Origin of the sequence: Streptomyces tritici (genome assembly GCF_048500665.1) — a bacterium.
Lineage (GTDB): Bacteria > Actinomycetota > Actinomycetes > Streptomycetales > Streptomycetaceae > Streptomyces > Streptomyces tritici.
Genome location: NZ_CP183183.1, coordinates 5999511 through 6026424, shown reverse-complemented (window position 1 = coordinate 6026424; position 26914 = coordinate 5999511). Strand labels below are relative to the sequence as shown.

At 73.8% G+C, this 26914-nt stretch carries 26 protein-coding genes and 1 tRNA gene; 9 read left to right on the top strand and 18 right to left on the bottom strand.

Annotation, left to right across the window (positions count from 1 at the left end; genetic code table 11):
* Window positions 1-16: 16 nt before the first annotated feature.
* Window positions 17-313, bottom strand: a complete 297-nt coding sequence (locus tag ACNJ93_RS27645; RefSeq protein ID WP_418960165.1) for a putative quinol monooxygenase — start codon at window positions 311-313, stop codon at window positions 17-19.
* A gap of 186 nt (window positions 314-499) precedes the next feature.
* Between ACNJ93_RS27645 and ACNJ93_RS27640 the strand changes: the two genes are divergently transcribed.
* The 3 genes from ACNJ93_RS27640 to ACNJ93_RS27630 are packed head-to-tail and all read left to right on the top strand — an operon-like array spanning window position 500 to window position 3643.
* Window positions 500-892, top strand: a complete 393-nt coding sequence (locus ACNJ93_RS27640; RefSeq protein ID WP_418960164.1) for a TOBE domain-containing protein — start codon at window positions 500-502, stop codon at window positions 890-892.
* A gap of 18 nt (window positions 893-910) precedes the next feature.
* A complete protein-coding gene (gene modA, locus ACNJ93_RS27635; protein WP_418960163.1) occupies window positions 911-1693 on the top strand; it encodes a molybdate ABC transporter substrate-binding protein in 783 nt (260 codons plus the stop codon).
* Between the two features lie 9 nt (window positions 1694-1702).
* Window positions 1703-3643, top strand: coding sequence for an ABC transporter permease (locus ACNJ93_RS27630; protein ID WP_418960162.1), 1941 nt, complete (start codon window positions 1703-1705; stop codon window positions 3641-3643).
* A gap of 23 nt (window positions 3644-3666) precedes the next feature.
* Here the strand turns inward: ACNJ93_RS27630 and ACNJ93_RS27625 are convergent, their stop codons facing one another.
* From ACNJ93_RS27625 to ACNJ93_RS27615, 3 genes are all read right to left on the bottom strand, one after another.
* Entirely contained in the window at window positions 3667-4389 is a 723-nt protein-coding gene (locus ACNJ93_RS27625) for a DUF2470 domain-containing protein (RefSeq protein WP_418960161.1), read from the bottom strand.
* Between the two features lie 41 nt (window positions 4390-4430).
* Window positions 4431-6230: an ABC transporter ATP-binding protein gene (locus tag ACNJ93_RS27620; protein WP_418961550.1), complete on the bottom strand. Its 1800-nt coding sequence runs from the start codon at window positions 6228-6230 to the stop codon at window positions 4431-4433.
* Between the two features lie 172 nt (window positions 6231-6402).
* Entirely contained in the window at window positions 6403-8742 is a 2340-nt protein-coding gene (locus ACNJ93_RS27615; RefSeq protein WP_418960160.1) for an ATP-binding protein, read from the bottom strand.
* Between the two features lie 239 nt (window positions 8743-8981).
* Between ACNJ93_RS27615 and ACNJ93_RS27610 the strand changes: the two genes are divergently transcribed.
* Both ACNJ93_RS27610 and ACNJ93_RS27605 read left to right on the top strand, forming a co-directional pair.
* Complete coding sequence (locus ACNJ93_RS27610; protein WP_418960159.1) at window positions 8982-11609, top strand: SpoIIE family protein phosphatase; 2628 nt, start codon at window positions 8982-8984, stop codon at window positions 11607-11609.
* Window positions 11610-11781: 172 nt separating this feature from the next.
* Window positions 11782-12093: a hypothetical protein gene (locus ACNJ93_RS27605; RefSeq protein WP_418960158.1), complete on the top strand. Its 312-nt coding sequence runs from the start codon at window positions 11782-11784 to the stop codon at window positions 12091-12093.
* 98 nt (window positions 12094-12191) lie between these two features.
* On the opposite strand, the gene ACNJ93_RS27600 is transcribed toward ACNJ93_RS27605, so the two are convergent.
* The 6 genes from ACNJ93_RS27600 to ACNJ93_RS27575 form a co-directional block, all read right to left on the bottom strand.
* Complete coding sequence (locus ACNJ93_RS27600) at window positions 12192-13298, bottom strand: DUF2867 domain-containing protein (protein ID WP_418960157.1); 1107 nt, start codon at window positions 13296-13298, stop codon at window positions 12192-12194.
* A complete protein-coding gene (locus ACNJ93_RS27595; RefSeq protein ID WP_418960156.1) occupies window positions 13295-13954 on the bottom strand; it encodes a TetR/AcrR family transcriptional regulator in 660 nt (219 codons plus the stop codon). The genes ACNJ93_RS27600 and ACNJ93_RS27595 overlap by 4 nt, the downstream gene beginning before the upstream one ends.
* A gap of 74 nt (window positions 13955-14028) precedes the next feature.
* On the bottom strand, window positions 14029-14229 hold the full coding sequence (locus tag ACNJ93_RS27590) for a hypothetical protein (RefSeq protein ID WP_418960155.1): 201 nt from the start codon (window positions 14227-14229) through the stop codon (window positions 14029-14031).
* Between the two features lie 81 nt (window positions 14230-14310).
* Window positions 14311-14505: a hypothetical protein gene (locus tag ACNJ93_RS27585; protein ID WP_418960154.1), complete on the bottom strand. Its 195-nt coding sequence runs from the start codon at window positions 14503-14505 to the stop codon at window positions 14311-14313.
* Between the two features lie 5 nt (window positions 14506-14510).
* On the bottom strand, window positions 14511-15821 hold the full coding sequence (locus tag ACNJ93_RS27580; RefSeq protein ID WP_418960153.1) for a zinc-dependent alcohol dehydrogenase: 1311 nt from the start codon (window positions 15819-15821) through the stop codon (window positions 14511-14513).
* A 7-nt stretch (window positions 15822-15828) separates the two neighbouring features.
* Window positions 15829-16062: a hypothetical protein gene (locus ACNJ93_RS27575; protein WP_418960152.1), complete on the bottom strand. Its 234-nt coding sequence runs from the start codon at window positions 16060-16062 to the stop codon at window positions 15829-15831.
* 165 nt (window positions 16063-16227) lie between these two features.
* Between ACNJ93_RS27575 and ACNJ93_RS27570 the strand changes: the two genes are divergently transcribed.
* On the top strand, window positions 16228-16434 hold the full coding sequence (locus ACNJ93_RS27570) for a hypothetical protein (RefSeq protein ID WP_418960151.1): 207 nt from the start codon (window positions 16228-16230) through the stop codon (window positions 16432-16434).
* Window positions 16435-16505: 71 nt separating this feature from the next.
* On the opposite strand, the gene ACNJ93_RS27565 is transcribed toward ACNJ93_RS27570, so the two are convergent.
* Window positions 16506-16579, bottom strand: a tRNA-Pro gene (locus ACNJ93_RS27565).
* A gap of 128 nt (window positions 16580-16707) precedes the next feature.
* On the opposite strand from ACNJ93_RS27565, the gene ACNJ93_RS27560 reads away from it, so the two are divergent.
* The gene (locus tag ACNJ93_RS27560; RefSeq protein WP_418960150.1) at window positions 16708-17406 is read left to right on the top strand and encodes a transketolase; all 699 of its coding nucleotides are present in this window, start codon (window positions 16708-16710) and stop codon (window positions 17404-17406) included.
* A 45-nt stretch (window positions 17407-17451) separates the two neighbouring features.
* A complete protein-coding gene (locus tag ACNJ93_RS27555; RefSeq protein WP_418960149.1) occupies window positions 17452-18348 on the top strand; it encodes a transketolase family protein in 897 nt (298 codons plus the stop codon).
* Between the two features lie 23 nt (window positions 18349-18371).
* Here the strand turns inward: ACNJ93_RS27555 and ACNJ93_RS27550 are convergent, their stop codons facing one another.
* Entirely contained in the window at window positions 18372-18740 is a 369-nt protein-coding gene (locus tag ACNJ93_RS27550; protein WP_418960148.1) for an MmcQ/YjbR family DNA-binding protein, read from the bottom strand.
* A gap of 366 nt (window positions 18741-19106) precedes the next feature.
* Here ACNJ93_RS27550 and ACNJ93_RS27545 point away from each other — a divergent pair, with 366 nt between their 5' ends.
* Window positions 19107-20309 carry an acyl-CoA dehydrogenase family protein gene (locus ACNJ93_RS27545; protein WP_418960147.1) on the top strand — a complete coding sequence of 401 codons (1203 nt, stop codon included), beginning with the start codon at window positions 19107-19109 and terminating at the stop codon, window positions 20307-20309.
* A 115-nt stretch (window positions 20310-20424) separates the two neighbouring features.
* On the opposite strand, the gene ACNJ93_RS27540 is transcribed toward ACNJ93_RS27545, so the two are convergent.
* The 6 genes from ACNJ93_RS27540 to katG form a co-directional block, all read right to left on the bottom strand.
* A complete protein-coding gene (locus tag ACNJ93_RS27540; RefSeq protein ID WP_418960146.1) occupies window positions 20425-21003 on the bottom strand; it encodes a GAF domain-containing protein in 579 nt (192 codons plus the stop codon).
* Window positions 21000-21626 carry a GTP-binding protein gene (locus tag ACNJ93_RS27535; RefSeq protein ID WP_418960145.1) on the bottom strand — a complete coding sequence of 209 codons (627 nt, stop codon included), beginning with the start codon at window positions 21624-21626 and terminating at the stop codon, window positions 21000-21002. Before ACNJ93_RS27535 ends, ACNJ93_RS27540 begins: the two co-directional genes overlap by 4 nt.
* A complete protein-coding gene (locus tag ACNJ93_RS27530; protein ID WP_418961549.1) occupies window positions 21604-21975 on the bottom strand; it encodes a DUF742 domain-containing protein in 372 nt (123 codons plus the stop codon). The genes ACNJ93_RS27535 and ACNJ93_RS27530 overlap by 23 nt, the downstream gene beginning before the upstream one ends.
* Window positions 21976-21977: 2 nt before the next feature.
* Entirely contained in the window at window positions 21978-22412 is a 435-nt protein-coding gene (locus ACNJ93_RS27525) for a roadblock/LC7 domain-containing protein (RefSeq protein WP_393650159.1), read from the bottom strand.
* Between the two features lie 7 nt (window positions 22413-22419).
* Window positions 22420-24078: a sensor histidine kinase gene (locus ACNJ93_RS27520; protein ID WP_418960144.1), complete on the bottom strand. Its 1659-nt coding sequence runs from the start codon at window positions 24076-24078 to the stop codon at window positions 22420-22422.
* Window positions 24079-24592: 514 nt separating this feature from the next.
* The gene (gene katG / locus ACNJ93_RS27515; RefSeq protein WP_418960143.1) at window positions 24593-26809 is read right to left on the bottom strand and encodes a catalase/peroxidase HPI; all 2217 of its coding nucleotides are present in this window, start codon (window positions 26807-26809) and stop codon (window positions 24593-24595) included.
* Between the last annotated feature and the right edge of the window lie 105 nt (window positions 26810-26914).

Below are 26914 nucleotides of genomic sequence, written 5' to 3'. Positions count from 1 at the left end.
TCGGCCCCGGTGCGCCTCAGCCGCGCGGGATACTGAGCGCGCCGCCGCGGTAGAAGCCCTCGCGCTCCTCGACGACGAACGGGGCCATCGCCTCGCGGCGTTCGCGCTCCGCGTCGGAGGACCGCCAGCCCTCGCAGGCGTCCTGGGAGTCCCAGACGGACACGCCGGTGATCTCCTCGCCGTCCTCGGACCAGTACGCGAACGCGTGCAGCATTCCGTCCGGATGGATCCCCGGCCGCCAGGCGCGCTCGAACTCGGCCAGGGTGCCGGGCTTGATACGGCGGGTCGTGACCCAGACAAAGTGCTGCTCCATCGCGGCCTCCTCGTGTGTACGCCCCCTCCTCACCGACCACGGTAGGCCCGCGGGCGGGTTTCCGCCTCGGAAGCCGGCGCCGGCCGCGACCGTCCTCGTACGTTCCTCCGAGGGTCCCCGCAGACGCCATGGAGCGTCCGCCGAATTTGTTGCAGGTGCCAGCTTGATCACCCTAATGTGGCGCACATGCAGTCCTACACCATCGGACAGGCCGCGCAGCTGCTCGGCGTCAGTCCCGACACCGCGCGCCGCTGGGCGGACGCGGGACGGGTCGCGACGCATCGTGACGAGAGCGGGCGGCGGCTCATCGACGGCCGTGACCTGGCCGCGTTCTCGGTCCAGCTCGCCCAGGGCGGGGACGACGAGGAGACCTCGTACACCTCCGCGCGCAACGCGTTCCCGGGGATCGTCACCGCGATCAAGCTCGGCGACGTCGCGGCCCAGGTCGAGATCCAGGCCGGACCGCACCGGCTCGTGTCGCTCCTGACCAGGGAGGCCGTGGAGGAGCTGGGGCTCGAGGTCGGCATGCGGGCCACCGCCCGCGTGAAGTCGACGAACGTCCACATCGACCGCACCTGACTCCAGGAGACCCTCCCCATGTCCCTCACCCGACGCGGCGCCGCCGCCGCGCTGGCCGCCGCCCTGCTGGTCCCGCTCGCCGCCTGCGGCGCCGACGGCACGAAGGACGCCGGCGGCGCGAAGGCGTCCGGCTCCGCCGTGCGGCTCACCGTGCTCGCCGCCGCCTCGCTCACCGACGTGTTCACGAAGGCGGGCGCGGCCTACGAGAAGGCCCACCCGGGCACGAGGATCACGTTCTCCTTCGCCGGCTCGCAGGAGCTGGTCGCCCAGGTCGCGCAGGGCTCCCCCGCCGACGTCCTGGTCACGGCGGACACCGAGAGCATGGGCAAGGTGAAGGGCGACACCGGCACGCCGGCCGTGATCGCGAAGAACCGGCTGGTCATCGCCACCGCCGAGGGCAACCCGCACAGGATCGGGGCGCTGAAGGACCTCGCCGACACCGGGCTCAAGGTCGTGCTCGCCGCGCCGGAGGTGCCGGCCGGCAAGTACAGCAGGAAGATCCTCGACGCCCAGAAGATCACCGTGAAGCCGGTCTCCGAGGAGCCGAACGTCCGCGCGGTGCTCAGCAAGGTCGAGCTCGGCGAGGCCGACGCGGGGCTCGTCTACAGGACGGACGCCGCGAGCGCGGCCGGCAAGGTCGACGCGGTCGAGATCCCGGACGCGCAGAACGCCGTCGCCTCGTACCCGGCGGCCACGCTGAAGGGCTCGAAGAACACCGAGGCCGCGGCCGCCTTCGTGGCCTGGCTGTCCTCGCCGGAGGGCCGGAAGGTCCTCCAGGACGCCGGCTTCCAGAAGCCGTAGGAGCCGTCCATGTCACGCCCCGGTGCCCGTCCGCCGCTCGTCCTGGCGCTGCCCGCGCTGCTGGCCGTGGCGCTGCTGACACTGCCGCTGATCGGTGTCCTCGCGCGGACCGAGTGGGGGGAGCTGGGCGCGCACCTGGGCGCGCCGGGCACCGTCGAGGCGCTGCGGCTCTCCCTGGTGGTGTCGTTCTGGGCGCTGGGGCTGTCGCTGGTGCTGGGTGTGCCGCTGGCCTGGCTGCTGGCCCGGGTGCCGTTCCCGGGCAAGGCGGTGGTGCGCTCGCTGGTGCTGCTGCCGATGGTGCTGCCGCCGACGGTCGGCGGCGTGGCGCTGCTGCTCGCGTTCGGCCGGCGCGGACTGCTCGGTCCGTGGCTGGAGTCGACCTTCGGCGTCACCTTCCCGTTCCACACCTCCGGCGCGGTGCTGGCGGCCACGTTCGTCGCCATGCCGTTCCTGGTGATCAGCCTGGAGGGCGCGCTGGGCGGGCTCCGGCCGGGGTACGAGGAGACCGCCGCCTCGCTCGGCGCCTCGCCGGTACGGGTCTTCCTCACCGTCACGCTGCCGATGGTGGCCCCGGGACTGATCGCGGGCGCGGCGCTCACCTGGGCGCGGGCGCTCGGCGAGTTCGGGGCCACCATCACCTTCGCCGGGAACTTGCCGGGCACCACGCAGACCCTGCCCCTGCAGGTGTACCTGCTGCTCCAGGAGCGCCCGGCGGCGGCGACCTCCGTCTCGCTGCTGCTGCTCGCCATCGCCATGGCCGTCCTGGTCGCCCTGCGCGGCCGCTGGACGGGAGCACCGGCGGACCGGCCGCGCCCGCCCCGAACGCCGGCCGACCCGGCCGCGGAGGACGCCGCTGCCGTACGGGCCCCCACGCCGCCCGCCGCGGGTGAGGCGCAGGTCACGGCGCCCACGGAACTCTGGCCGCTGCACGCGGACGTCACCGGCTTCACCCGACTCACCCTCGACGCCGCGGCCGGGGCCACCATCGCCGTCGTCGGGCCCAACGGCGCGGGCAAGACGACGCTGCTGCGGGCCCTGCTCGGGCTCACGCCCCGCGCCCACGCGCGGCTCCGGCTCGGGGACACCGACGTCACCGCGCTGCCGCCGCACCGCCGGCGCGTCGCCTGGGTGCCGCAGGACGGGGCGCTGTTCCCGCACCTGTCGGCCCTGGCCAACACGGCGTACGGGCTCCGGGCCCAGGGCATGCCCCGGGCGGAGGCCCGGCGGGCGGCCCAGGAATGGCTGGACCGGCTCGGGGTCGGTCATCTGGGGCACCGGCGCCCTGCCCAGCTCTCGGGCGGTCAGGCCCAGCGGGTCGCCCTGGCCCGGGCGCTGGCCGCGCGGCCCAGGCTGCTGGTCCTGGACGAACCGCTCGCGGCCCTGGACCAGACGACCCGCGCGCACGTACGGCACACCCTGCGCGCCCACCTCGCCGGGTTCGGCGGGGTCTGTCTGATCGTCACCCACGACCCGGTGGAGGCCGTCTCGCTCGCCGACCGGGTCCTCGTGCTCGACGACGGGCGGGCGCTCCAGGACGCCTCGCCCGCCGAGGTGGCCCGGCACCCCCGCTCCCCGTGGGTGGCCCGGATGCTGGGCCGCAACGCCTGGCCGGGCACGGCCACCGCCGAGGGGCTGGCGCTCGCCGGGGGCGGGACGCTGGTCGCCGCCGACCCGCTGCCCGAGGGCACGGAGGCGCTCGCGGTGATCGCGCCGGAGGCGGTGTCCGTGCACCGCGAGAAGCCGGGCGGCAGCCCGCGCAACAACTGGCCGGGCACGGTCCGGGAGATCACGGCGAGCGGGAGCCGGCTGCGGCTGCTGATCACCTCCGACCAGGTGCCGGACCTGGTCGCCGAGATCACTCCGCAGGCCGCCGCCGAGCTGGGACTCGCCGACGGGACGCCGGTGTGGACGAGCGTGAAGGCGACGGAGGCGACGGTGGTGGCGCTCTGAACGGGCCCCGCGCGGCGGGCCGTTCAGTTGATGGGGGCGTCGTGCCGGTGCGCGCAGCGGCGGCCGGTGAGCAGCCGGCGGATCTGCTCGCCGGCCTCGGCCCCGTCGCGGACCGGGGCGCCGAACAGGAACCGCAGGTCGCAGTGGCCGCGTTCGTACTCACAGCGCAGGGTGAGCCCGTACCGGTCGACGGCGAGCGGCGCGACCCGGAGGACGCCGGGCGGGACCTGCGGGCCCGCGAGCAGGAGCAGTTCGGCGACCAGGTCCTCGTGCGCGTCGGCGAGGTGCGTGAGCATCGCGGCCTCCTCGACGGCGAGGGCGTCCGGCTCGGCGACGGCGTACGCGTCGAGCGCGACGTCCTCGGCGCCGGCCGGGGTGCGCAGGGTGACCCGGGCCAGGTCGAGCCGGACCGGCCCGCCGGAGGCGTCCGCCTCGGCGGGAGTGAGCCATCCGGAGAGGGTCACCCTGGCCCGGACCCGTTCGCGCATCGCGGTCGGCGCGATGTCGGTGAAGTCCAGCAGGGCGGCGAGGCCGCCGAGGGGCGCTGTGGCGACCCGGACCGCCAACGGGCTGTCGGCCGGCGGGTGGAGGGAGATCCGGCCGCCGGGGCCGACGGAGAGCATCCCGATCAGGTCGTAGCTCTGGCCCTGGGTGGTCAGGGACAGGGACTCCGCCTGGGCCAGCACGGAGCGGACCCGCTCGGCGGCGGTCGGCTCGGACGGCGCGGGATCGGGGGCAGCACTCACGGCGACTCCTCACGGGACGATCGGACTTAGGTAAGCCTAACCTAATACTCCTTTCCCGCTCCAGTGCGCGTCGCCGTGTCGTCCATCCGGCCGCCGATCGGGTCGGGGACCGGGGTGTCGATCGGATCGTCGATCGTGTCGTCGAGGAAGCCGCCCGACTGGTGCTGCCAGAGCTTCGCGTACGCCCCGTCCGCGGCGAGCAGTTCCTTGTGCGTGCCCTGCTCGACGATCCGGCCCCGGTCGAGGACGATCAGCCGGTCCATGCCGGCGACCGTGCTCAGCCGGTGCGCCACGACCAGCGCGGTCCGCCCCTCCATCAGCCGCCACAGGGCGTCCTGGACGAGGAGTTCGCTCTCCGAGTCCAGGGCGCTGGTCGCCTCGTCGAGCAGCAGGATCGGCGCGTCGCGCAGGATCGCCCGCGCCAGGGCGACGCGCTGGCGCTGCCCGCCGGACAGCTTCACCCCACGTTCGCCGACCATGGTGTCGAAGCCCTCCGGCAGCGTGTCGGCGAACTCGGTCACGTGCGCCGCCTCCGCCGCCCGCCGGATCTCGGCGTCCGTGGCGCCCGGCCGGGCGAACGCGATGTTCTCCCGCAGGGTGCGGTGGAACATCGCCGGGTCCTGCGGCACGTAGGCGAGTTGGCTACGCAGGTCGGCCTGGCGCATCCGGCTGATGTCCTGGCCGCCGATCAGGATCCGGCCGCCGTCGACGTCCGTCATCCGCAGCAGCAGCCGGGTCAGCGTCGTCTTGCCGCCGCCGGAGCGGCCGACCAGACCGAGCTTCGACCCGCTGGGCACGTCCAGGTCGAGGCCCTCGAACAGCGGTTTCGCGGCGCCCCCGTGCGCGAAGTCCACCCGCTCGAACCGCACCGCGGCCGACCGGACCGCGAGCGGTTCGGGGGACGGCGGGTCGACCACCGTCGGCGGGGTCGCGAGCAGTTCGGTGAACTGCGCGGCCTCCGTCATCGAGCTCTCGAGCCGCCGGTAGATCTGGTTGAACTCGAACATGATCCGGGTGGCGTTGGCGTAGTACGTGAAGGCCACGATGACCGCCTCCACGCCGTGCTGCCCCGCGCCCAGGGACAGCGCGAGCACCAGACCCAGCACATTGGTGAGCACGGACATCGGCGCCACGAGCGTGTCGATGCGCAGATTGCCGTAGTCCCACGACCGCAGCGTGAGACGGCGCGACTCCGCGACGCGCGACCGGTGTTCGGCCGCCTCGCGGTCCTCGGCGGCGAACGAGCGGACGGTGTCCATGTTCATCAGGCTGTCGGCGACGTGGCCGGACACCCGGGCGATCGCCCGCTCCCGCTCGGCGACCAGCGCCTGCCGGCGCCGGATGAGCGGGAGCACCCCCACGGCCGTGATCACGATGAGCAGCAGCAGTCCGACGACGAGCAGCGGGTCGTACTGCCACAGCACCACCGAGGCGAAGGCCAGCGGCACCAGACTGCCCATCAGGGAGAACGTCAGGGTGTCGACGAACTCCTCGAAGCGGGAGGCGAAGCTGAGGACCCGCTTGGTCAGCGAGCCCGCGAAGTTGTCGTGGAAGAACGCCGCGTCCTTGGCGAACAGTTCGTCCATGCCGACGATGTAGAGGTGCTCGATGCCCCGGGCGTCGACCCGGTTCAGGCAGTGCAGACCGACGCGCCACAGCGCCTCGCCGAGGAGCAGCACACCGGCGAAGCCGAGGACGTACGGCAGCAGCCGGTCGAGCCCGGCCCCCTTGCCGTCGGCGAGGTCGCCGACGAGCTTGGCGACGACGAGCGGGGAGAGGTAGTTGATGCAGACGTTGCCGAGCGCGGGCAGCAGCAGGGCCGGCAAGGTGAGCCGGCGCATGCGGAACAGTTCGCGCCCGTAGTAGCGGAGAGCGAGGAGGACCGAGCCGCTGCTCGGTAAGCCCTCGGACGGTTCAGACAATTCCAACCCAACCCTCTGTTGTGGTACCAGCGGTGAGGAAAGGGAGTGTCCCGTAACGGGAAGTCCGCCGTCCAAGCGTTTTCCGGCCCGCTCAGTCCCCCTGGGACGGGGTGAGGCCCTGGGCTGCGGACCAGGCCGCGACCTGGGCGCGGGAGGTGAAGCCGAGCTTGCCCAGGATGTGGTCGACATGGGTCTCGGCCGTACGGGTGGACACCACCAGGCGGGCGGCGATCTCCTTGTTGGACAGGCCCTCGGCCAGCAGGGCCGCCACCTGGCGCTCGCGCGGGGTCAGCGGTGTCGACCCGTCGGCGGCGCGCGGGGCGCGGCGCGGCGGCTTCTTCGGCTCCTCCAGGGCGAAGGCGACCGCGGCCCGCGCCGTCATGCCGTTGCCCTGCGCGAAAGCCGCCTCGTACCGCTCGTCGCCGAGGGCCGCGCGGACCTCGGCGAGGTGCCGGTGGTGGGCGGCGGCCATGGGGGCGTAGCCGTCCAGGGTGGCGCCCATGGGGTGCCACACCGCGGCGGCGGCGCCGAACAGGGTCGCGGCCCGGACGTGACGGTCCTGCCGCGCGGCGACCCAGCCGAGCAGGTCGACGAGGAAGGCCGTGCCGAGCTGGCTCTCCATCCGGCCGTGGACCGCCAGCGCCTCCTTCGCCGCCGCCTCGGCGCGGCCCAGGTCGTGGTCCAGCTCCAGGAAGGCGAGCGACCACAGCGCCCAGGAGCGCCAGTACGCCTCCCCGCGCTCCGCCGCCCGGTCGAGGCACTCCTCGATGCGGGCCAGTCCCCTCGCCCGGTCGCCGCGCAGCCCCTCGGACAGGCCCAGCATGGACAGCGCGAACAGTTCGCCGCGCGGGCGTCCGGCGCGGAAACCGTCCAGCGCCGCGCCGAGGAGTTCCGCGGCCCGGTCCAGCTCGCCGGCGAACAGGGCCGCCATGCCCCGGACATGCGCGACGAACGCGGCCTGGCCGCGGCCGCCGACGGTGCCGAGCAGCGCCTCCGCCTCGTCGAGCAGCGGCCGCGCGGACGCGGCGTCGCTCTGCAGCAGCGCGTACCAGGCGTCGAGGCAGAGGGCGGAGACGCGTTCGCGACTGGGGGCGGGGGCGGCGGCCAGCGCCCGGTCGAGCCAGTAGCGGGCCTCGGTGTTGAGCCCGCGGATGCTCCAGTACTCGTCGATGCCGGTGGCCATGCGCAGGGCGACGACGGCCTCCTCCGGGCGGGCGAGGCAGTGGGCGAGCGCGGCCCGGAGGTTGGCGCGCTCGTGCTCCAGGCGGTCGAGCCAGTGCTCCTGCCCGGGGCCGATCCACTCCGCGTCGAACCGGCCGATCAGGTCGGCGTACCAGTCGCGGTGCCGGCGGCGCACGGCCTCCTCCTCGCCGGACTCCGCGAGCCGTTCGAGCCCGTACTCGCGCAGCGTCTCCAGCATCCGGTAGCGGACCTCGCCGCGGTGCTCCTCGCGGATCAGGACCGACTTGTCGACGAGGGAGTGCACCAGGTCCGGGACCGCCTCGGGGCCGACGCCGTCCCCGGCGCCCACGTGCTCGACGGCGGCGAGGTCGAAGCCGCCGGAGAAGACCGCGGCCCGGGCCCACAGCAGCTGCTCGGGCCGGGAGCACAGGTCGTGGCTCCAGTCGATGAGGGCGCGCAGCGTGCGCTGCCGGGTGGGGGCGCTGCGCGGGCCGGTGGTGAGCAGCCGGTAGCGCTCGGAGAGCCGTTCCTCCAGGCTGCCCAGCGACAGCGTGCGCAGCCAGACGGCCGCCAGCTCGATGGCCAGGGGGATGCCGTCGAGGTCGCGGCACAGCCGGGCCACCACGTCGGGGGCGGCGCCGTCGGTGACCTCGAAGCCGGGCAGGACGGCGCGGGCCCGTTCGACGAACAGCGTCACCGCGTCGTACTGGCCCAGCTCCCCGGCCGAGAGCGGGCGGCCGGGACCGGGCACCGGCAGCGGCGGGACGAGGAGGGTGCTCTCGCCGTAGACGCCGAGCGACTGGCGGCTGGTCGCCAGGACCGTGAGCCGGGGGCAGGAGCGCAGCAGGAGGGCGACGAAGTCCGCGCACCGCTCGACCAGGTGCTCGCAGTTGTCGAGGATGAGCAGGACCTCGCGGGGGCCGAGGTGGTCCACGACCAGCTCGACGGGGTCGAGGGACGGCTCGGCGCGCAGGTGCAGCCGCTCGGCGGTGGTGTGGGCGAGGAGAGAGGGGTCGCTGAGGTCGGCGAGCTCGACCAGCCGGACGCCGTCGCGGAAGTTCCGGCGCGCGCGTTCGGCCACGCGCAGGGCCAGGCGGGTCTTGCCGACGCCTCCGGGGCCGGTGAGGGTCAGCAGCCGGGCGGAGGCCAGCAGGCGCAGCGCCTCGGTGATCTCGCGGCGCCGGCCGACGAAGCTGGTGACGTCGGCCGGCAGGTCCCCGGCCGTGCCCGGCCCGCTTGCTGCAGCCACCCGGCGTCCCACCTCCCGATGGACGTCGGCCGGCCCGGACCCCGTCCGTGCGAGGCGTCTCCGCCGAGCTGCGTACCGGCCCGGCCCCGCAGGGGGCGTGCGCCGGTTCCGGCCGGCTGGACCGGCCTGGACGGACCCGGACCGGCCCGTTTCGAGCCGTTCCCGACATTTCGAGAATACGTAGTCCTCTCCGTAGTTTCTCCGTCCCCCCTGCCGTCCGCCCCCGGCACGGTGGATGCGTGTTCGAGCGTCTTCGGGTGCGGTCCCGCGCCCACATCGGCCGGCCCGGCCCGGGGCGGGCCGGCCTCCGCGCGCTGCTGGATCCGCGCAGCGTGGCCGGCCGGACACTCCTGGTCGAGCTGGTCATCGTGCTGGTGCTCGTGGCCGCCGGGGCGACCGCGCTGGTGCTCCAGGCCCGGTCCAGCACCGTGAACGACGCCCGGCGGGTGACCCGCGGCGTCGCCGAGTCCTTCGCCCACGCGCCCGGCCTGGTCGGGGCGCTGGACGGGCCGGACCCGTCGGCGGCGCTGCAGCCCCGGGCGGAGGCGGTGCGCAGGGCGACCGGCGTGGACTCCGTGGTCGTCTTCACGACCGACTCCGTGCAGCTCACCTCGCCGTACCCGGAGTACGTCGGCCGTCCCTACACCCCGCCTCCGTACGTGGCCGAGCGGGTGCTGCCCGAGCTGCATGCCGGGCGGACGGTCACCTTCGAGCTGCGCGAACCCGCCTACCACTCGATCGCGACGGCCGTCCCGGTGTTCGGCCCGGACGGCACGCCCAGGGGCGCGGTCTCCGTCCACATCACCGTCGCGACGGTCGACTCGGTCGTCGGCGCGGACCTGCCGGTGCTGCTCGGCGGGGCGGCCGCCGCCGTGACGCTGGCCGTGGTCGCGACCCTGCTGGCGAGCCGCCGGCTGCGGCGGCAGACGCGCGGACTCGGGCCGACCGAGCTGGCCCGGATGTACGACCACCACGACGCCGTGCTGCACGCGGTCCGCGAGGGCGTGGTGATCACCGACGGGGACGGCCGGGTCCTGCTCGCCAACGACGAGGCCCGGCGGCTCCTCGGACTCCCGGCCGACGTCGAGCGGCGGCCCGTGGCCGCACTGGGGCTGGACCCGGAGACCGCGGCCCTGCTCTCCTCCGCCGGCGAGCTGACCGACGGCATCCACCAGGTCGGCGACCGGACGCTGGCCGTGAACCGGCGGCCCACCGCGCCCTTCGGCGGGCTGCCGGGCAGTGTGGTGACCCTGCGCGACTCGACCGAGCTGGCGGGCCGGGTCGAGGCCGCGGGGCGGCGCAGCCGGCTGCTGTACGAGGCGGGGATGCGGATCGGCGACACCCTGGACATGACCCGGACCTGCGAGGAGCTCGCCGAGGTGGCGCTCGGCGGGTTCGCGGACACCGTGACGGTGGACCTGGCGGAGGCGGTGACCCGTGGCGAGGAGCCCGACGGGGCCGCGCGGCTGCTGCTGCGCACGGCGCGGCGCGGCGGGGCCGCGGGGCCGCCCGGCGTGGGCCGCCCGGTGCTGGTGGCCGACGGCTCGCCGCGGGCGCGCTGCCTCGACGAGGGCCGCGCCGTCCTGGCCGGCGGGTCCGGCGCGGGATCGGCGGTCGTCGCCCCACTGCGGGTGCGCGACGGGGTGCTGGGCCTCGTCGAGTTCCGGCGGTCGCCGGACAGCGCGCCGTACGCGCACGAGGACCTGCTGCTCGCCGAGGAGCTGGCCGCCCGCGCGGCGGTGTCGGTCGACAACGCGCGCCGGTACACCCGCGAGCACGGCACGGCCGAGGCCCTGCAGCACAACCTGCTGCCGCGCATCGTGCCCCGGCGGACCGCGCTGGAGGTGGCGCACCGCTATCTGCCGGCCCGCGCGGGGGTCGGCGGTGACTGGTACGACGTGATCCCGCTGCCCGGCTTCCGTACCGCCCTGGTCGTCGGCGACGTCGTCGGGCACGGCATCAACGCGGCCGTCGCCATGGGACGGCTGCGCACCGCCATCCGTACGTTCGCGGCGCTGGACCTGCCGCCGGAGGAGATGCTGGGCCGCCTGGACGAGCTGGTCGCGCAGACGGACGAGGAGTGCGGCGGCCACCAGATCACCGGCTCGACCTGCGCGTACGCGGTGTACGACCCGGTCTCAGGGATCTGCACCCTGGCCCGCGCCGGGCACCTCGGCCCGGCGCTGGTCGGCCCGGACGGCGGGGTCGAGTACCCCGAGACGGCGCTCGCGCCGCCGCTCGGCGTCGGCGGCCACCCCTTCGAGTCCACCGAGCTCAAGCTGGAGGAGGGCTCGCAGCTGGTGCTGTTCACCGACGGCCTGCTCGGGAACCGCGAGCGGGACGTCGACCGGGGCCTGGAGCGGCTGCGCGCCGCGCTGGCCGGCGACGGCCGGCGCGGCCCGGAGGAGACCTGCCGGGCGCTGCCCGTCCCGCATCCGGCGGACGACGTGGCCGTGCTGGTCGCCCGGACCGGACGGCTGGCGCCGGACCAGGTCGCGGAGTGGGACGTCCCGACGGACCCGGCCGCCGTGGCGCGGGTCCGGTCGGCGTGCGCGCGCCGGCTGTCGGAGTGGGGCCTCGACGAGCTCGCCTTCACCGTCGAGCTGATCCTGAGCGAGCTGATCACCAACGCCATCCGCTACGGCACCGCGCCCGTGCGCGTCCGGCTGCTGCGGGACACCAGCCTGTTCTGCGAGGTGTCCGACGGCAGCAGCACCGCGCCCCACCTGCGCTGGGCGGCCACCGAGGACGAGGGCGGCCGCGGCATCTTCCTCGTCGCGCAGCTCGCCCACCGCTGGGGCACCCGCTGCACCCAGGACGGCAAGGTCATCTGGTGCGAGCTGCCCCTCACCGAGGACGCCGGCTGAACCGTCCGGCCCGCCGTTCAGGCAGATCACAGATCACCCGAACGCCGCATTCCCTCCGACGGAGGAACTCGTTAGGCGGGGTGCGACAGGGGAGAGCCTGTTCTATGACGAATTTGGACCATCTGTGGGCGGTGCGCGACGCGCATGGCAACCCGCCCGGAACGAGGCGCACATGTACGAAGGAAGCCTTCCGCTCGAAGATTTCCTCGACACCATGGACCGACTGCAGGCGGATTTCGAACGCCGCCTGAAAGGCATCGAACACAAGGCATCGCTGAAGCAGTCGCGAATGCAGAAACGATCCACCTCGCCGGCGGCCGGCCCTCACGAGAGCAGCCGCCGCCCCCTCGGCATCGAAGCGATCTGGACGACGGCCCGCCGCACGCCGACGACGGCGGCCGAGTCCCCCTGGGAAGAAACGTTCACTTCGAGTCGCCGACCGGATCCCGCCCCCGCTGACGCCACCGAACGACTCCACGCCTGACGAGACCGGCCTCCGCCCCTTCCGCCGGAGCGGCGAGGGGACGGAGGCCGGGCGGCCGGGGGCGGAGGCCGGGCGACGAGCGCGGAGACCGGGCGCGCTCAGGCGTCGCGGCCCCCGCCTCCCGGGCCGTCGGCGAACAGGACGGCGTGCGCGTCGCGCAGGAGGCCGGGAGCCAGCCGGCGGTGCACGGCGGCCAGCGGCGGCCAGACGCGCGCCGCCGCACGCCGGCGATAGCGGAGGACCGTCGCCAGCGACACCCGGTCGTCGTCGACCTCCACGACGAGGTGGCCGGTCAGCATCCAGGAGCGGGCTTCGAGCCGGACGCGGCCGTCACACCGCTCGGCGATCCGCCACCCCGCCACGTGCCCCGCCGAGCCTGTCCCCCGCCGCAGCCGCAGGCCGAGCAGCCCGCGCCAGATGAACTGGCCCTGGCGCCCGGCGACTTCCTCGAACAGGGCGCGGGCCCACTGCTCGGGCGACCGCGCCGACGCCCCCGCCGCGGTGAGCGTGAAGACATCGGCGTAACCGGATCCCTCCGGCGCGAGCGCGGTGATCCCGGCAGGCACAGAGGTCTCTTGACGGACAGTCGACTGCCGTACCGAGCGCTCCTGGGCCCCCGCGACCCCCGCCCTCTTTCTCCGCCAGTCGCGGCCGATCATGCGCATGAGCGCGGGATAGACGACCAGGTACCGGAACGGCGCGACCGCCGCCATGTACGCGCGGCCGAGCAGCCCGTTCGGCTTCACGAGCACCGTCATCTCGCCGCGGTGGCCGCCGGTTCCGTCCGGGACCCAGCCGACGTGGAGGACGGTGTGCACGGTCCTGTTCGCGCTCTCGGCCGCCCACTCGGTGTCCGTCAGGAAGACGGAACGGAAGGGCATCGACGCGAGGTCCGGGCCGCGCGGGCCCGCGCGGAGGTCCTCGGGGAGCCGGGTCCGCAGCGTCGGCACCCGCGCGCCGACGCCCTCGCCGTCCCGGTCCCAGCCGAGAAGCCGCCCCAGCCGCAGCCGGATCGTGTACAGGACGCGGGCGGGCCCCGAGAACGGATTGGGCCCGTCGTCCTCCACGAACCAGTCGACCAGCAGCGGGAGTTCGCCGGGGCCGCCGGGCGTCGGCAGCGCCCACACGTCCTCGACGCGGAAGTCCGGCGCGAGGGCGTGGATGCGCCAGGGCCGGGACGCGTGCGCGGTCTTCGCGAGCCTCACCGCTCCTCCCCCGGCCGGTCCGCGAGGCGGACGCCGAGCACGCCGGCCACCGCCCGTTCGGCGAGCGTCTCGTCGTACGGCTCCCGGCCCGCCAGCGAGACGACGACGCCCTCCAAGGCGCCGACGAAGGCGAGCGCAAGCGTGCGGCCCGGTGGGCCGGGCGGGATCGCCCCGGCCGCGCGGCCGGCCTCGACGAGCTGCTCGCAGTCGGTGACCAGGGCGTCGTAGCTCTGCTCCACCGCGCGCCCGACGGGATGGTCCCGACCGCTGAACTCCAGCCGCAGCGCGAGGGCCATGCGGGCGATGTCGCGCCGGCAGAAGACGGCGTGCCCGCGCGCCATGGCGAGCAGCGCCGCGACGGGCTCCGCCTCGCGCGCCACGAGGGCGCCCACCTCCCGCTCCCAGGTTTCCAGCACCCAGTCGAGGGCGGCGAGGGCCAGTTCCTCCTTGCCCTTGAACTGGTGGTACAGCGCGCCGCGGGTGTATCCGGCGTCGGTGGCGACCTGTTCCAGGACGAGATTGCCGTAGCCGTACCGGGACAGGCCCCGGGCGGCGGACTCCAGCAGCGCGCTGCGCGACCGCGCACGGCGCTCGGCCTGGCGGGACCGGGCGCCGGCGGTCGCGGGCGGGTTCGCCTCTAAGTTACGTACATGCATGTACGCATGTTAGTCACGGCGAGCATCCCACGCGCCAGGGGGTGCGGACACAACAGCCGCAGGGATGCGGGGCGTTACGACGTCTCGTCGTCCCGGTCGTCGGCCTCGACGCCCTTCAGGGGCTCGCCGGCGCCCGTGCCCTCGTGCTGGTAGCCCTCGCGGCTGCTCGCCGTGCCGGGCACCTTGCGCTTCTTCGCCTGGTGCTCGGAGCCCGAGGAGGCTCCGGGATCCTGCTCGTCGCGGGCCCGCGCGAACGGGTCCTTGCGCTCGTTCATCTTCGGGTCCTTCCGTTCCACACCCGGCGGTTCCGCCCGCCGGCGAGGGCGACGCCCTCACCGGCGGGGGACCCGAGTCGCTCACCTGTTGCCGCGTTCTCCCTTCGGTCCCTTGCCGCGTTCCGTGCGCGGTCCCGAGCTGCTCCAGCCCTCGTCCTCCTGCAGGGCCTCACCGGCCTGCTCGTTCGCCTTCGCGTCCGGGGTTCCCGAGCGCTCGGCGTCCTTGCGCAGCCGGGCTCTGCGGGTGTCGTACTTCTTGCTTCCCGGCTCCGGCACCGCACTCACCCACCTTCCGTCGATGCCTCTCCGTGCCCGGTGCCCGCGGTGGTCGCGGCCCCGGTACCGGCTTCCTCGCCCATGCCCGGGGCGACGGCTCCGCGGTCGTCCAGGCCCAGCGCCACCTTCGTCCAGCCGGCCTCCCGGCGGTCGAAGGCGCCGTACGCGTCGATGGCGTCCGCCGCTCCGGACCAGCGCGTGACCAGCGGCGTGGGGTCGAGCGCGCCGGAGCCGACGAGGGAGACCAGGCGGGGCACGTACCGCCGGTGGTTGCAGTTGCCCGTCTTCAGCGTGAGGTTCTTCATGAACGCCTCGCCGAACGGATAGTGCTGCACCTGCGGCGGATAGACGCCGACCGTGCCGACGGTCCCGGCCTTGGCCGCCATCTGGACCGACCAGCGGGCCGCGAGGGTCGGCGCGTCGCCGGCCACCCACGTGTCGCCGTCCGGGTTCCGCTCCGGCGCGGCCTCGTCGCGTTCGTGGTCGAACTGCTCCGCCCGGTCGCGCAGCGCCTCGGCGGCCGGTCCGCGCGCGGGCCGCTGCGCGTCCACGCCGACGGCGTCGATGACGCGGTCCACGCCGATCCCGCCGGTGAGCTCGCGTACCGCCTCGACCGGGTCCTCGGTGTTGAAGTCCACGGTCTCCGCGTGCTGGCGGCGGGCGAGTTCCAGTCGGTCGGGGATCCCGTCGACGACGATGATCCGGCCGGCGCCCTGGAGCCGCGCGCACGCCACGGCGGCCTGGCCGACGGGTCCCGCCCCCACGATCGCGACGGTGTCCCCGTCGCCCACCTCGGCCAGCCTCGCGCCGAACCAGGCGGTCGGGTAGATGTCGGACAGCAGGATGGCCTGGCCGTCGTCGACGGTGTCGGGCAGCGGCACGGGGCCCACGTGCGCGAAGGGCACGCGGGCGTACTCCGCCTGCAGCCCGTCCAGGCCGCCCGCCGCCTCGGGGCCGCCGAAGAAGACGGTGCCGGCCTGCGGGCCGCCGGGGTTCGCGTTGTCGCACTGGGCGTAGTAGCCGGCCCGGCAGTAGCTGCACGTGCCGCACGCCACCGTCGACGGCACGACGACGCGGTCTCCGGCCCGCAGGTTCCGTACGCCGGGGCCCACCTCCTCGACGACGCCGACGGCCTCGTGGCCGAGGATCCGGCCCTCCTTCATGCCGGGCATCGTGCCGCGGACGAAGTGGATGTCGGTGCCGCAGATGGCGGAGGTGGTGAGGCGCACGATCGCGTCGTACCGGTCCTGGATCTCGGGCTCCGGCACGTCGTCCAGGCGGATGTCGCCGACGCCATGCCACACGACCGCTTTCATGGCCGCGTCAGCCTGCCATGCGCGAGCGCAGGAGCTGCTTGCCGAGTTCCGCGCCCTTGCGGCTGTCGGCCTGCGCCTTGCGGAAGAGTTCCGCGACCTCGGAGTCGCCGTCGCGCTCCGCGTCCTCGATGTAGGTCTCCAGCCGCAGGGCGTTGGACAGACAGCTCTCGACGTACCAGAGCAGGTTGTAGTCCTTGTCCTTCGTGCCGGTGATGCCGCCGGTCTCGGTGTTGCCGGTCATGGTGTCGTCCTCTCCGGTCGGGGGTTGCCGTTATGTGCCATTGGTCCGCCGCTACCCGATGCCCCCACCTGTATGCGGATCTCTTGCCCGGTCCGCCTATGCCGGGCGCGGCGGTGGGTAGGCGCGGGTCGGCACGACCTGTACGGCACCACGGAGGAGGAACCGGTGACTGTTCCCGAGGAGAACCGGCACAAGAACGATGCGGTGGACGAGGCCGCGAGCCCGGGGCGCACCCCGCCCGCGGAGCGGAAGGACCAGGGCCGGCCGGAGCGGAATCAGCGGCCGGCGGAGCCCCGTCAGGAGGAACCGGCGCCCTCGATGCGGCGCGCCCTGGAGGACGCCGGCGTGAAGCCGGACGACTACGCGGACTGACGGACCGCGAAAACAGTCAGGGGCCGTTTCAGATTCCTCTGAAACGGCCCCTGACCTGCGACTCTTTCGAGTCGGGACGACAGGATTTGAACCTGCGACCCCTTGACCCCCAGTCAAGTGCGCTACCAAGCTGCGCCACGTCCCGATACCCGTCTGACCTGGGGTTTCCCCTGGTCGAACGCGCAGAAGAACAATACCGCACTTCCACCCGTGGTCACGAACCGCTTTCCGCCGGTTGACCTCAAGCTTGCTTGAGGTTGCACGGTGTGACGCATGACGAACACGACGACGCACACGACCGCCCTCGCGCGGCTCGAGCGCCTCATGGCGCTGATGACCGGGGACGAGAAGCACTCCCCCGCGGCGACCTCGACGCTCGACGCGCTGTGGGTGCTGTACGACCGGGTGCTCCGGGTCGCGCCCGACACCGTGGACGATCCGGAACGGGACCGGTTCCTGCTGTCCAAGGGCCACGGGCCCATGGCGTACTACGCGGTGCTCGCCGCGCGCGGCTTCGTGCCCGAGGAATGGCTGCCGGGCTTCGGCTCGTACGATTCGCCGCTCGGCCACCACCCCGACCGGACGCTGGTCCCGGGCGTCGAGATCGGCAGCGGCTCGCTCGGCCACGGGCTGCCGCTCGCGGTCGGCACCGTGCTCGGGCTGCGGGCCCAGGGGCTCGCCGACCCGCGCGTGTGGGTGCTGATCGGGGACGCCGAGCTGGACGAGGGCAGCAACCACGAGGCCCTCGCCTACGCGGGGCCGGCCGGTCTGGAGCAGCTGCACACGCTGGTGATCGACAACAGCTCGGCGACCTACGGCTGGCCCGGCGGGATCGCCTCGCGGTTCGAGGCGGCCGGCTGGTCCGCCGAGACCGTGGACGGCCGGGACCACGGAGCCCTGTACGCCGCCTTCACCGCCCCGCACCCGGGCCGTCCACGGGCGGTCGTCGCCCGCGTCGAGCCGAAGAACTGACCCCGCCCCTCCCCGCCCCCTCTCACGAAGGATCGTCACGCCGCCATGGACACGATGCGCGACCGTTTCATCTCGACCACCTCCCGGCTCCTCGACCAGGACCCCAGGCTTGCCGTCGTGCTCGCCGAGATCAGCGCGGCCGGTTTCGAGCCCGCGGCCCGGCGCCACCCCGACCGGGTGATCAACGTCGGCATCCGCGAGCAGCTGCTGATCGGCACCGGGGCCGGCCTCGCCCTGACCGGGCTGCGGCCGGTGATGCACACCTTCGCCAGCTTCCTCGTCGAGCGGCCCTTCGAGCAGATCAAGCTGGACTTCGGCCACCAGGGCGTGCACGGGGTCCTGGTCAGCGCCTCCGCCTCGTACGACTGGCCGGCCGGCGGGTTCACGCACATGTCGCCGGGCGACGTGGCGCTGATGGACACCCTCGACGGGTGGACCGTGCACGTGCCGGGGCACCCGGACGAGGCCGAGGCGCTGCTGCGGCGGGCCGTGGCCGCGGACGACTCCGTGTACGTACGGCTCTCCGAGCAGTCCAACGCGGAGGCGCGGCCGGTCACCGGCGAGGGGTTCCTGCGGCTGCGCGAGGGCCGCGGCGGCGTGGTGGTCGCGGTGGGCCCGCTCCTGGACAACGTGCTCGCCGCGACCGAGGGGCTGGACGTGACCGTGCTGTACGCGACGACGGTCCGCCCCTTCGACGGCGCGGCGCTGCGGCGGGCCGTCGCGGACGGGGCGCGGGCGGACGTGGTGCTGGTGGAGCCGTACCTGGCGGGGACGTCCACGGGCGCCGCGAACGACGCCCTGGCGGACGTGCCGCACCGCGTGCTGGGGCTGGGCGTGTCCCGCCGCGAGCTGCGCAGGTACGGCACGATCCCGGAGCACGTCGCGGCCCACGGCCTCGACCCGGCGGGTCTGCGGGCGCGGATCACCGGCTTCCTGGGCTGAGGAGCCCACGAGGAGAAGGGGCCTCACTCCCCCGGCGGGACGCCCAGGTCCGGGTGGGCGGCGGCCAGGCGGCGCGGGGCCGCCTGCCGCCAGGAGTCGGCGAGGATCGCGTGCAGCTCCTCGTCGTCCTCCAGGGCGGCGAGGCGCACCCGTACCCAGGCGTAGCCGTCGTCGTGGCCCTCGCGGAGGAAGAACTTGTCGGGTTCGGCGGCGAGGAGTACGGCGCGGTCCTCCTGGGGGCACTTGATCCCCATCACGCGGTCGTCGTCGTCCAGCGAGGCGAAGATCTTGCCGCCGGCGCCGACCCGGAAGGTCGGCTTCCCCCAGGCGGGCTTCTCGACGGCCTCGGGCAGGGAGAGCGCGATTCTGCGGACATCGTCGGCTGTGGCCATGCTGCGACCGTACTCCCGCGGGCGCGCCGCGCCGGCGAGGTCGTCCCCGCGCCCGCCGACTGGCCGGAATCGGACCCTCCGGTCCCGGCCACCGGGAGAGCTCCGGCTGAGGCAATCACTCCGCTTGTTCCCGCTGTTTGCAGGGGCATCGCCCGCACCCACCGATGGCGGAAAGCCACGCCGGGCGGAGTACTGCACAGAGGCCACCCAACACACCGAGAACGCCAGGAACATGGACACATGCAAACGCCGGTTCCCCGGCTTTCGGACAACTTCGTCGGCGCTGTTGATCGGGCTCTCAAAGATCAACACCATGAAGTGTCGGCCGCGCGACCGCCCGGACGGACGCCGCAGGAAGGGCTCTACATGGACGGCTACTTCACCAGCCAGCTGCACGACCGGCTCCGGGAGGCCGTCCGTGCGTTCGCCGAGCGGGAAGTGCGGCCGCGGATACCGGAGATGGAGAAGAGCCGCACCGTCCACCACGAGCTCTCCCGGCGCATCGCCGAGCAGGGCTGGCTGGGCGCGACCGTCGGCCGCGAGTACGGCGGCATGGGCGCCGGACACCTCGCCAAGACCGTGATCATCGAGGAGCTGTCCCGGGTCAGCGGGGCGATGGGCGCCATGGTGCAGGCCTCGCAGCTCGGCACCGCGAAGATCGTCCACTTCGGCAGCGACGAGCAGCGCAAGACCTGGCTCCCGGCCGTCGCGGCCGGCACCTGCCTGCCGACCATCGCGGTCACCGAGCCCGAGTCCGGCGGGCACGTCCTCGGCATGACGGCGAGCGCGGTCCGCGACGGCGACGACTACGTCCTCAACGGCCGCAAGGTCTACGTCGGCAACAGCCATGTCGGCGATCTGCACGGCGTCGTGGTCCGCACCGGCCCCGGGTCCAAGGGGCTGACCGCCTTCCTCGTCGAGTCGGACCGCCCCGGCTTCCGCACCGGCCCCCAGCAGCCCGCGATGGGCCTGCACGGCTTCAGCTTCGGCGAGCTGATCTTCGAGGACTGCCGGGTGCCCGCCGCCAACCGGCTCGGCGAGGAGGGCGACGGCCTGGCCGTCGCGTACTCCTCCAGCGTGCTGTACGGGCGGGCCAACCTCACCGCCGTCTCGCTGGGCATCCACCAGGCCATCCTGGAGGAGACCACCCGTTTCGCCTCCGAGCGCGTCCGCTACGGGCGGCCGCTGCACGAACTACCCTCGGTGAAGCTGAAGCTGGGCCAGATGCAGTCCCGGCTGATGACCGCCCGGCTGGCCGCGTACCACGCCGTGCACCTGCTCGACCGGGGCCTCGACTGCGACGCCGAGCTCATGAACGCGAAGCTGATCAACGTCGAGTCGGCCCTCGACTCCGCGCGCACCGCCATGGAGATCCACGCCGGCGCCGGGCTGTTCACCGACCGCCCGATCGAGCGCTATCTCCGGGACGCGCACCACATCTTCGCCCCCGCCGGCACCTCCGACGTCCAGCTGCTGCGGCTGGCCGAGGTCGCCCTCGGCACCGCCAAGGGCAGCTGGTCGGAGCGGCTCGCCGACGTGGTCCGCGCCGAGCCCGTCCCGGCGGGCTGACCGGCGCGGGCCGACCGCCGCGGGCGCGGGCCGGGCCGTGCGGACCGGCCCGGCTTCTTCGGGTCGCGCCGTCCTCGCCGGATCACGTCGTCCCGGCCAGATCACGACGTCCCCGCTAGATCACCCCGTCCTCGCGGCGGTGGATCTGCTCCACCAGCTCCGCCGCCATCGCCTTGATGGTCTCCAGGCCGGCCCGCCCCCACGGGCGCGGCTCGGTGTCCACCACGCAGATCGTGCCGAGGGCCACGCCGGTGCGGTCGATCAGCGGGGCGCCCAGGTACGAGCGGATGCCGATCTCGTCCACCACCGGGTTCCCGGCGAACCGCGGATAGTCGCAGACGTCCTCCAGGACCAGGGCCTTGCGCCGCACCACCACGTGCGGGCAGTAGCCGTGGTCGCGGTTCATGTACCGGCTGACCGCGCCCGCGCCGGCCCCCGCGGCCGCGCCGACCGGGTCGGCGCCCGCCCCCACCCCGTCCGGGGTGTGCAGCCCGGCGAAGAACTGCCGGTTCTCGTCGATGAAGTTGACCATCGTGTACGGCGCTCGGGTCAGCTCCGCGAGCCGGTCGGCGAACCGGTCGAACACCGGGTCCGGCTGCTCCCCGATGCCCAGCTGGCGCAACCGGCGCACCCGGTGGGGCGCCTCCTGGTCGATGGGGGTCAGCAGCAGGTGGGCGGTGGGGTCGTAGCTCATGAGGGTGCTCCGTAGCTCGGCGTCGGGGCCGGGGTGGTGGTGAGCAGGTGCTGGACGAGGGTGAGGAGGGTCTGGATGCCGGAGCTGGAGATCCGGGCGTCGCAGAGCACGACCGGCACCGCCGGGTTCAGGTCGAGCGCGGCCCGGATCTCCTCGGGCTCGTAGCGGTACGCCCCGTCGAACTCGTTGACCGCCACGACGAAGGTGATCCCGCGCCTTTCGAAGAAGTCCACGGCGGAGAAGCAGTCCTCCAGGCGGCGGGTGTCGGCGAGGACCACCGCGCCGAGCGCGCCCTCGGACAGTTCGTCCCACATGAACCAGAAGCGCTCCTGGCCGGGCGTGCCGAACAGGTACAGGACGTGCCGGGCGTCGAGGGTGATGCGGCCGAAGTCCATGGCGACCGTGGTGGTCGTCTTGGACTCGACGCCGACGAGGCTGTCGGTGGCCGCGCTGACCTGGGTCAGCAGCTCCTCGGTGCTGAGCGGCTCGATCTCGCTGACCGCGCCCACGAAGGTCGTCTTGCCCACCCCGAAGCCACCCGCCACCAGGATCTTCAGGGCCGTGGGGAACCGGTCGGCGGTCGGGGGAGCGTCGTGGCGCTCAGAGCCGTCGTCGTAGGCCATCGAGCACTGCCTCCAGCAGGGAACGGTCGGTGGGTTGGGCGTGGAAGCGGGGCGCACGGGCGGTGAGCGCCCCGCAGTCCACGAGATCGGACAGCAGGACCTTGGTGACGACCGCGGGCAGTTTGAGGTGCGCCGCGATCTCCGCCACCGAGGTCGGCCCCTCGCACAGCCCCAGGGCGAGGGTGTGTTCGGGGCCGAGGTGCGACTGCGGGGCCGTACCGGTCGCCCTCACCATCGACAGCAGGTCGAGGGTGGTGGTGGGCCGGGTCCGGCCGCCGCTGACGGTGTACGGACGGATGAGCCGTCCCGCCGCGTCGTCGAGCCAGGGTCCGTCCTGGGCCGGCGGCACGCTCACTGCGCGAGGCCGCCGGGGGCGGCGGCCGTCTGCCTCGCGGGCGTGACGAGGTACGGCCGCACGCTCTTGACCAGCATCGCCATCTCGTAGCCGAGGACGGCGGCGTCGGCCTCGCGGCCGGCGAGGACGGCGAGGCAGGTGCCGGAGCCGGCGGTGGAGACGAACAGCAGGGTGGAGTCGAGTTCGACGACGACCTGGCGGACCTCGCCGCCGTCGCCGAACCGGGCGCCGGCGCTGCGTCCGAGCGAGTACAGGCCGGAGGCCAGGGCGGCCATGTGATCGGCGGCGTCGGCGTCCAGGCCGTGCACCGACTTCACCAGGCCGTCGGAGGAGAGCAGGACGGCGTTGCGGGTGTAGGGGACGCGCTGGACCAGCCCGCTCAGGAGCCAGTCGAGATCCGAGGAATGGCCGTTCGGCGCATTGCTCGCCATGGTGCATCTACTCCTTGTCGGTGGGCCGGGGGGCCGGCTGTGCCTCGGCGAGTCCGATGCCCCGCTGGAAGGCGGCCATCAGACCGGGGTCGTGCAGGGTGGGCTCCTCGTCGCGGCGGGCCGCGGGCTCGTCGCGCAGCTGCGGGACGAGGTGTTCCTGGGCGCGGCGCCTGGGGAGCTGCGGACGGCCCGGCGGCTCGGCGGGAGCGGCGGGGGCGGGAGCGGAGAAGGCCGGCCGCGCGGCGGGGGCGGGTGCTTCGTACGGGGCGGGCTCGGGGGGCTCGTACACGCGGGGCGCCGGCACGGGGGCGGGCGGTTCGTACGCAGTGGGGCCGGGTGCCGCCGGGGCCGTGGTCGCGGCCGGGGCGGCCGGGGACTCGTACGCGGGGACGGCCGGGGCGGTGCGCTGTGGTGTGTGCGCGGCGGCGTCGTCCGGGTCGCGTCCGAGCAGGCCCTGCGGCAGCACCAGGACGGCCTGGATGCCGCCGTAGATGTTCGACTGCAGGCGGACGGCGATGCCGTGCCGGCGGGCGAGCGCGGAGACCACGAAGAGCCCGATGCGGCCGTCCTGCAGCAGGTGGGCCACGTTGACCTGGTCGGGGTCGGCGAGCAGCGCGTTCATCTTGTTCTGCTCGGCGACGGGCATGCCCAGGCCGCGGTCCTCGACCTCGATGGCGAGACCGGCGGTGACCCGCTGGGCGCGCAGCAGCACGGTGGTGTGCGGCGCGGAGAACACCGTGGCGTTCTCGACGAGTTCGGCGAGCAGGTGGATGACGTCGGCGACGGCGTGGCCGCGCAGGGTGCCCTCGATCGGCGGTACCAGCTTCACCCGCGGGTACTGCTCGACCTCGGCGATCGAGGAGCGCAGGACCTCGGTGAGGGTGACCGGGTTGGACCACTGACGGCGGGAGATCGCGCCGCCGAGCACGGCGAGGTTCTCGGCGTGGCGGCGGATGCGGGTGGCCAGGTGGTCGACGTGGAAGAGGCCCTTGAGCAGCTCGGGGTCCTCGACCTCGTTCTCCAGCTCGTCGAGGAGCTGGATCTCGCGGTGCACGAGGGACTGCAGGCGCCGGGCGAGGTTCACGAAGACCTCGACCTTCTGCTCGTCGCCGACGCTGCTGGAGAGCCTGGACGCCTGGACGACGGCGGAGAGGGCCGCCTCGTGGGAGCGGTGGAGCTCCTCGGCGAGCTGGTCGAAGGCGTCGCCGCCGAGGGGTTCGGGGAGGGGGGCGGGCCGGTCCGGGACGCCTTCGCCGCGGCGCAGTCCCTCGACGGTCATGAGCAGTTCGCCCTGCCGCTGGGCGGCGGTGCGGCGGAGGGTCTCGGCCCGGGCGTGCACGGTCCGGGCGACGCGCTCGGCGCCGAGGACGGCCGCCACGACGGCGGCGACGGCGAGGGCCGCGGAGCCGCCGAGCGCGGCCCACAGGCCGGGCGTGGGGGCGGTGCCGGTGGAGCGCAGGGTGAACAGGACGGCGGCGGCCCCGCCGAGCGCGACGGCGACGGCGGGCAGGACGGAGGTCCGCAGGAGCAGCGGGCGTAACCGGGGTTCCGGTACGGGCTGCGCCGGCCTGGGCCGGCCCGCGGCGGGGGGCCGGGGGCCCGTCCGGCCGTGCCGTCCGCCCTCGCGGCGGTCAGGCCGCGCGGCGGGTGCGCGAAGTTGAGACATGGGTGTCCTTGGGGGGCAGCGGTCGGCTGCGGGGTGAGGGTGTGTCGGGGGGTGTGCTGAGGGGTGCGATGAGACGTTCGACAGGGCTTTCGATGATCATCGGGGACACACTGTAATCGTCAACCGTTCATGTGCGGTGCGCAGTTGGCAAACTCGTCACAGCGAGCATTCCACTCTGCCAGGAGCTCATGCACCCGCGCGGGAAAGCCCTCGGCCGAAAATCGCCGTCAGCCCGGCGAGCACCCTGGGCGGAATCAGGCGCCGGCCGCTCTGGCTGCGGGAACAACAGGGACCGGAGGGTTCCGGATTGGTCCGGGACACGTGGCTTGTACCCCTCTACGGCGCGCCCGGGAGCCGTACCGCTCACCGCCGCCCGTACGGCCCCACACTGGCCGAATCCGCGTTCGTACCGGTTGCGAACGGGAACGGCGCCCGGGCCGGCCCGCTCGGGGCCGGTCCGGACGCCGTGTCCGTACGGTGGTGCTCAGTGCTGCCCGGTCGTGATCGGGTGTGATCAGACCAGGTCGAAGCGGTCCAGCTGCATGACCTTGTCCCAAGCGGCGACGAAGTCCTGGACGAACTTCTCCTTGGCGTCGTCGCTCGCGTAGACCTCGGCCAGCGCCCGCAGCTCGGAGTTCGAGCCGAAGACGAGGTCGGCGCGGGTGCCGGTCCACTTGACCTCGCCGGTGGCCGCGTCACGGCCCTCGAACGTGGTCTGGTCGGCGGAGGTGCCCTTCCACGTCGTGCCCAGGTCGAGCAGGTTGACGAAGAAGTCGTTCGTCAGGGTGCCGGGGTTCTCGGTGAACACACCGTGCTGCGAGCCCTGGTGGTTGGCGCCCAGGACGCGCAGGCCGCCGACGAGGACGGTCATCTCGGGGGCGCTGAGGTTGAGCAGGTTCGCCTTGTCGATCAGCAGGTACTCGGCCGGCAGGCGGTTGCCCTTGCCGAGGTAGTTGCGGAAGCCGTCGGCCTTGGGCTCCAGGGCGGCGAAGGACTCGACGTCCGTCTGCTCCTGCGTGGCGTCGACGCGGCCCGGGGTGAACGGGACCTCGATGTCGAAGCCGGCGTCCTTGGCGGCCTTCTCGACGCCCGCCGCGCCCGCGAGGACGATCAGGTCGGCCAGCGAGAGGTGCTTGGCGGACTGGGCGGCGTTGAAGGACTCCTGGATCCGCTCCAGGGTGCGCAGCACGTCCGCCAGCTCGGTCGGCTGGTTGACCTCCCAGCCGCTCTGCGGCTGCAGGCGGATGCGGGCGCCGTTGGCGCCGCCGCGCTTGTCGCTGCCGCGGAAGGTGGAGGCCGAGGCCCAGGCGGTGGAGACCAGCTGGGAGACCGTGAGGCCGGAGGCGAGGACCTGCTCCTTGAGGGAGGCGATGTCCGCGGCGTCGATCAGCTCGCCGGTGCGGGCCGGCAGCGGGTCCTGCCAGAGCAGCGTCTCGGACGGGACCTCGGGACCGAGGTACCGCACGACCGGGCCGAGGTCACGGTGGGTCAGCTTGAACCAGGCGCGGGCGAAGGCGTCCGCGAACTGGTCGGGGTTCTCCAGGAAGCGGCGGGAGATCTGCTCGTAGACCGGGTCGAAGCGCAGCGCCAGGTCGGTGGTGAGCATGGTCGGCAGGTGCTTCTTGGTCGCGTCGTACGCGTCCGGGATGGTCGCCTCGGCGTCCTTGGCGACCCACTGCTTGGCGCCGGCCGGGCTGGTGGTCAGCTCGTACTCGAAGTTGAACAGGTTCTCGAAGAAGTTGTTGCTCCAGCGCGTGGGCGTGGTGGTCCAGGTGACCTCCAGGCCGGACGTGATGGCGTCCGCGCCCTTGCCGCTGGCGTAGCTGCTCTTCCAGCCGAAGCCCTGGTCCTCCATGGTGGCGGCCTCGGGGTCGGCGCCCACGTGGTCCGCCGGGCCGGCGCCGTGGGCCTTGCCGAAGGTGTGACCGCCTGCGATGAGGGCGACGGTCTCCTCGTCGTTCATCGCCATCCGGCGGAAGGTCTCGCGGATGTCGCGGGCCGCGGCGATCGGGTCCGGGTTGCCGTTGGGGCCCTCCGGGTTGACGTAGATGAGGCCCATCTGGACCGCGCCGAGGGGCTCCTCCAGCTCGCGGTCGCCGGTGTAGCGGCCGTCGGCGAGCCAGGTGGTCTCCGGGCCCCAGTACACGTCCTCGTCCGGCTCCCACACGTCGGCGCGGCCGCCGGCGAAGCCGAAGGTCTCGAAGCCCATGGACTCCAGGGCCACGTTGCCGGCGAGGATCATGAGGTCGGCCCAGGAGAGGTTCTGGCCGTACTTCTTCTTCACCGGCCACAGCAGGCGGCGGGCCTTGTCCAGGTTGGCGTTGTCCGGCCAGCTGTTCAGCGGGGCGAAGCGCTGCTGGCCCGCGCCGGCGCCGCCGCGGCCGTCGCTGATCCGGTAGGTGCCGGCGCTGTGCCAGGCCATGCGGATCATGAACGGGCCGTAGTGGCCGAAGTCGGCCGGCCACCAGTCCTGCGAGGTGGTGAGCACCTCGGCGATGTCCTGCTTGACGGCGGCCAGGTCCAGGGACTGGAAGGCCGCGGCGTAGTCGAAGTCCTCGCCGAGCGGGTTGGCGACGGCCGGGTTCTTGGCCAGGATCTTGAGGTTGAGCCGCTCCGGCCACCACTGGCGGTTCCCGCCACCCTGCGTCGGGTGCGGGGCGCGGCCGTGGGCGACCGGGCAGCGGCCCTCGGTCGGTGCGTCGACGGTGGGTGCGTCCTGGTTCTCAGGCATGGGAATCCTTCCGGATGAGACGGATCACGGTGGCGGTCGCCCTTCCCTTGGCTGTTGCCGGAATAGATCCTACGATGGACTTTGTCCAAGTCAATGCAAAGACCA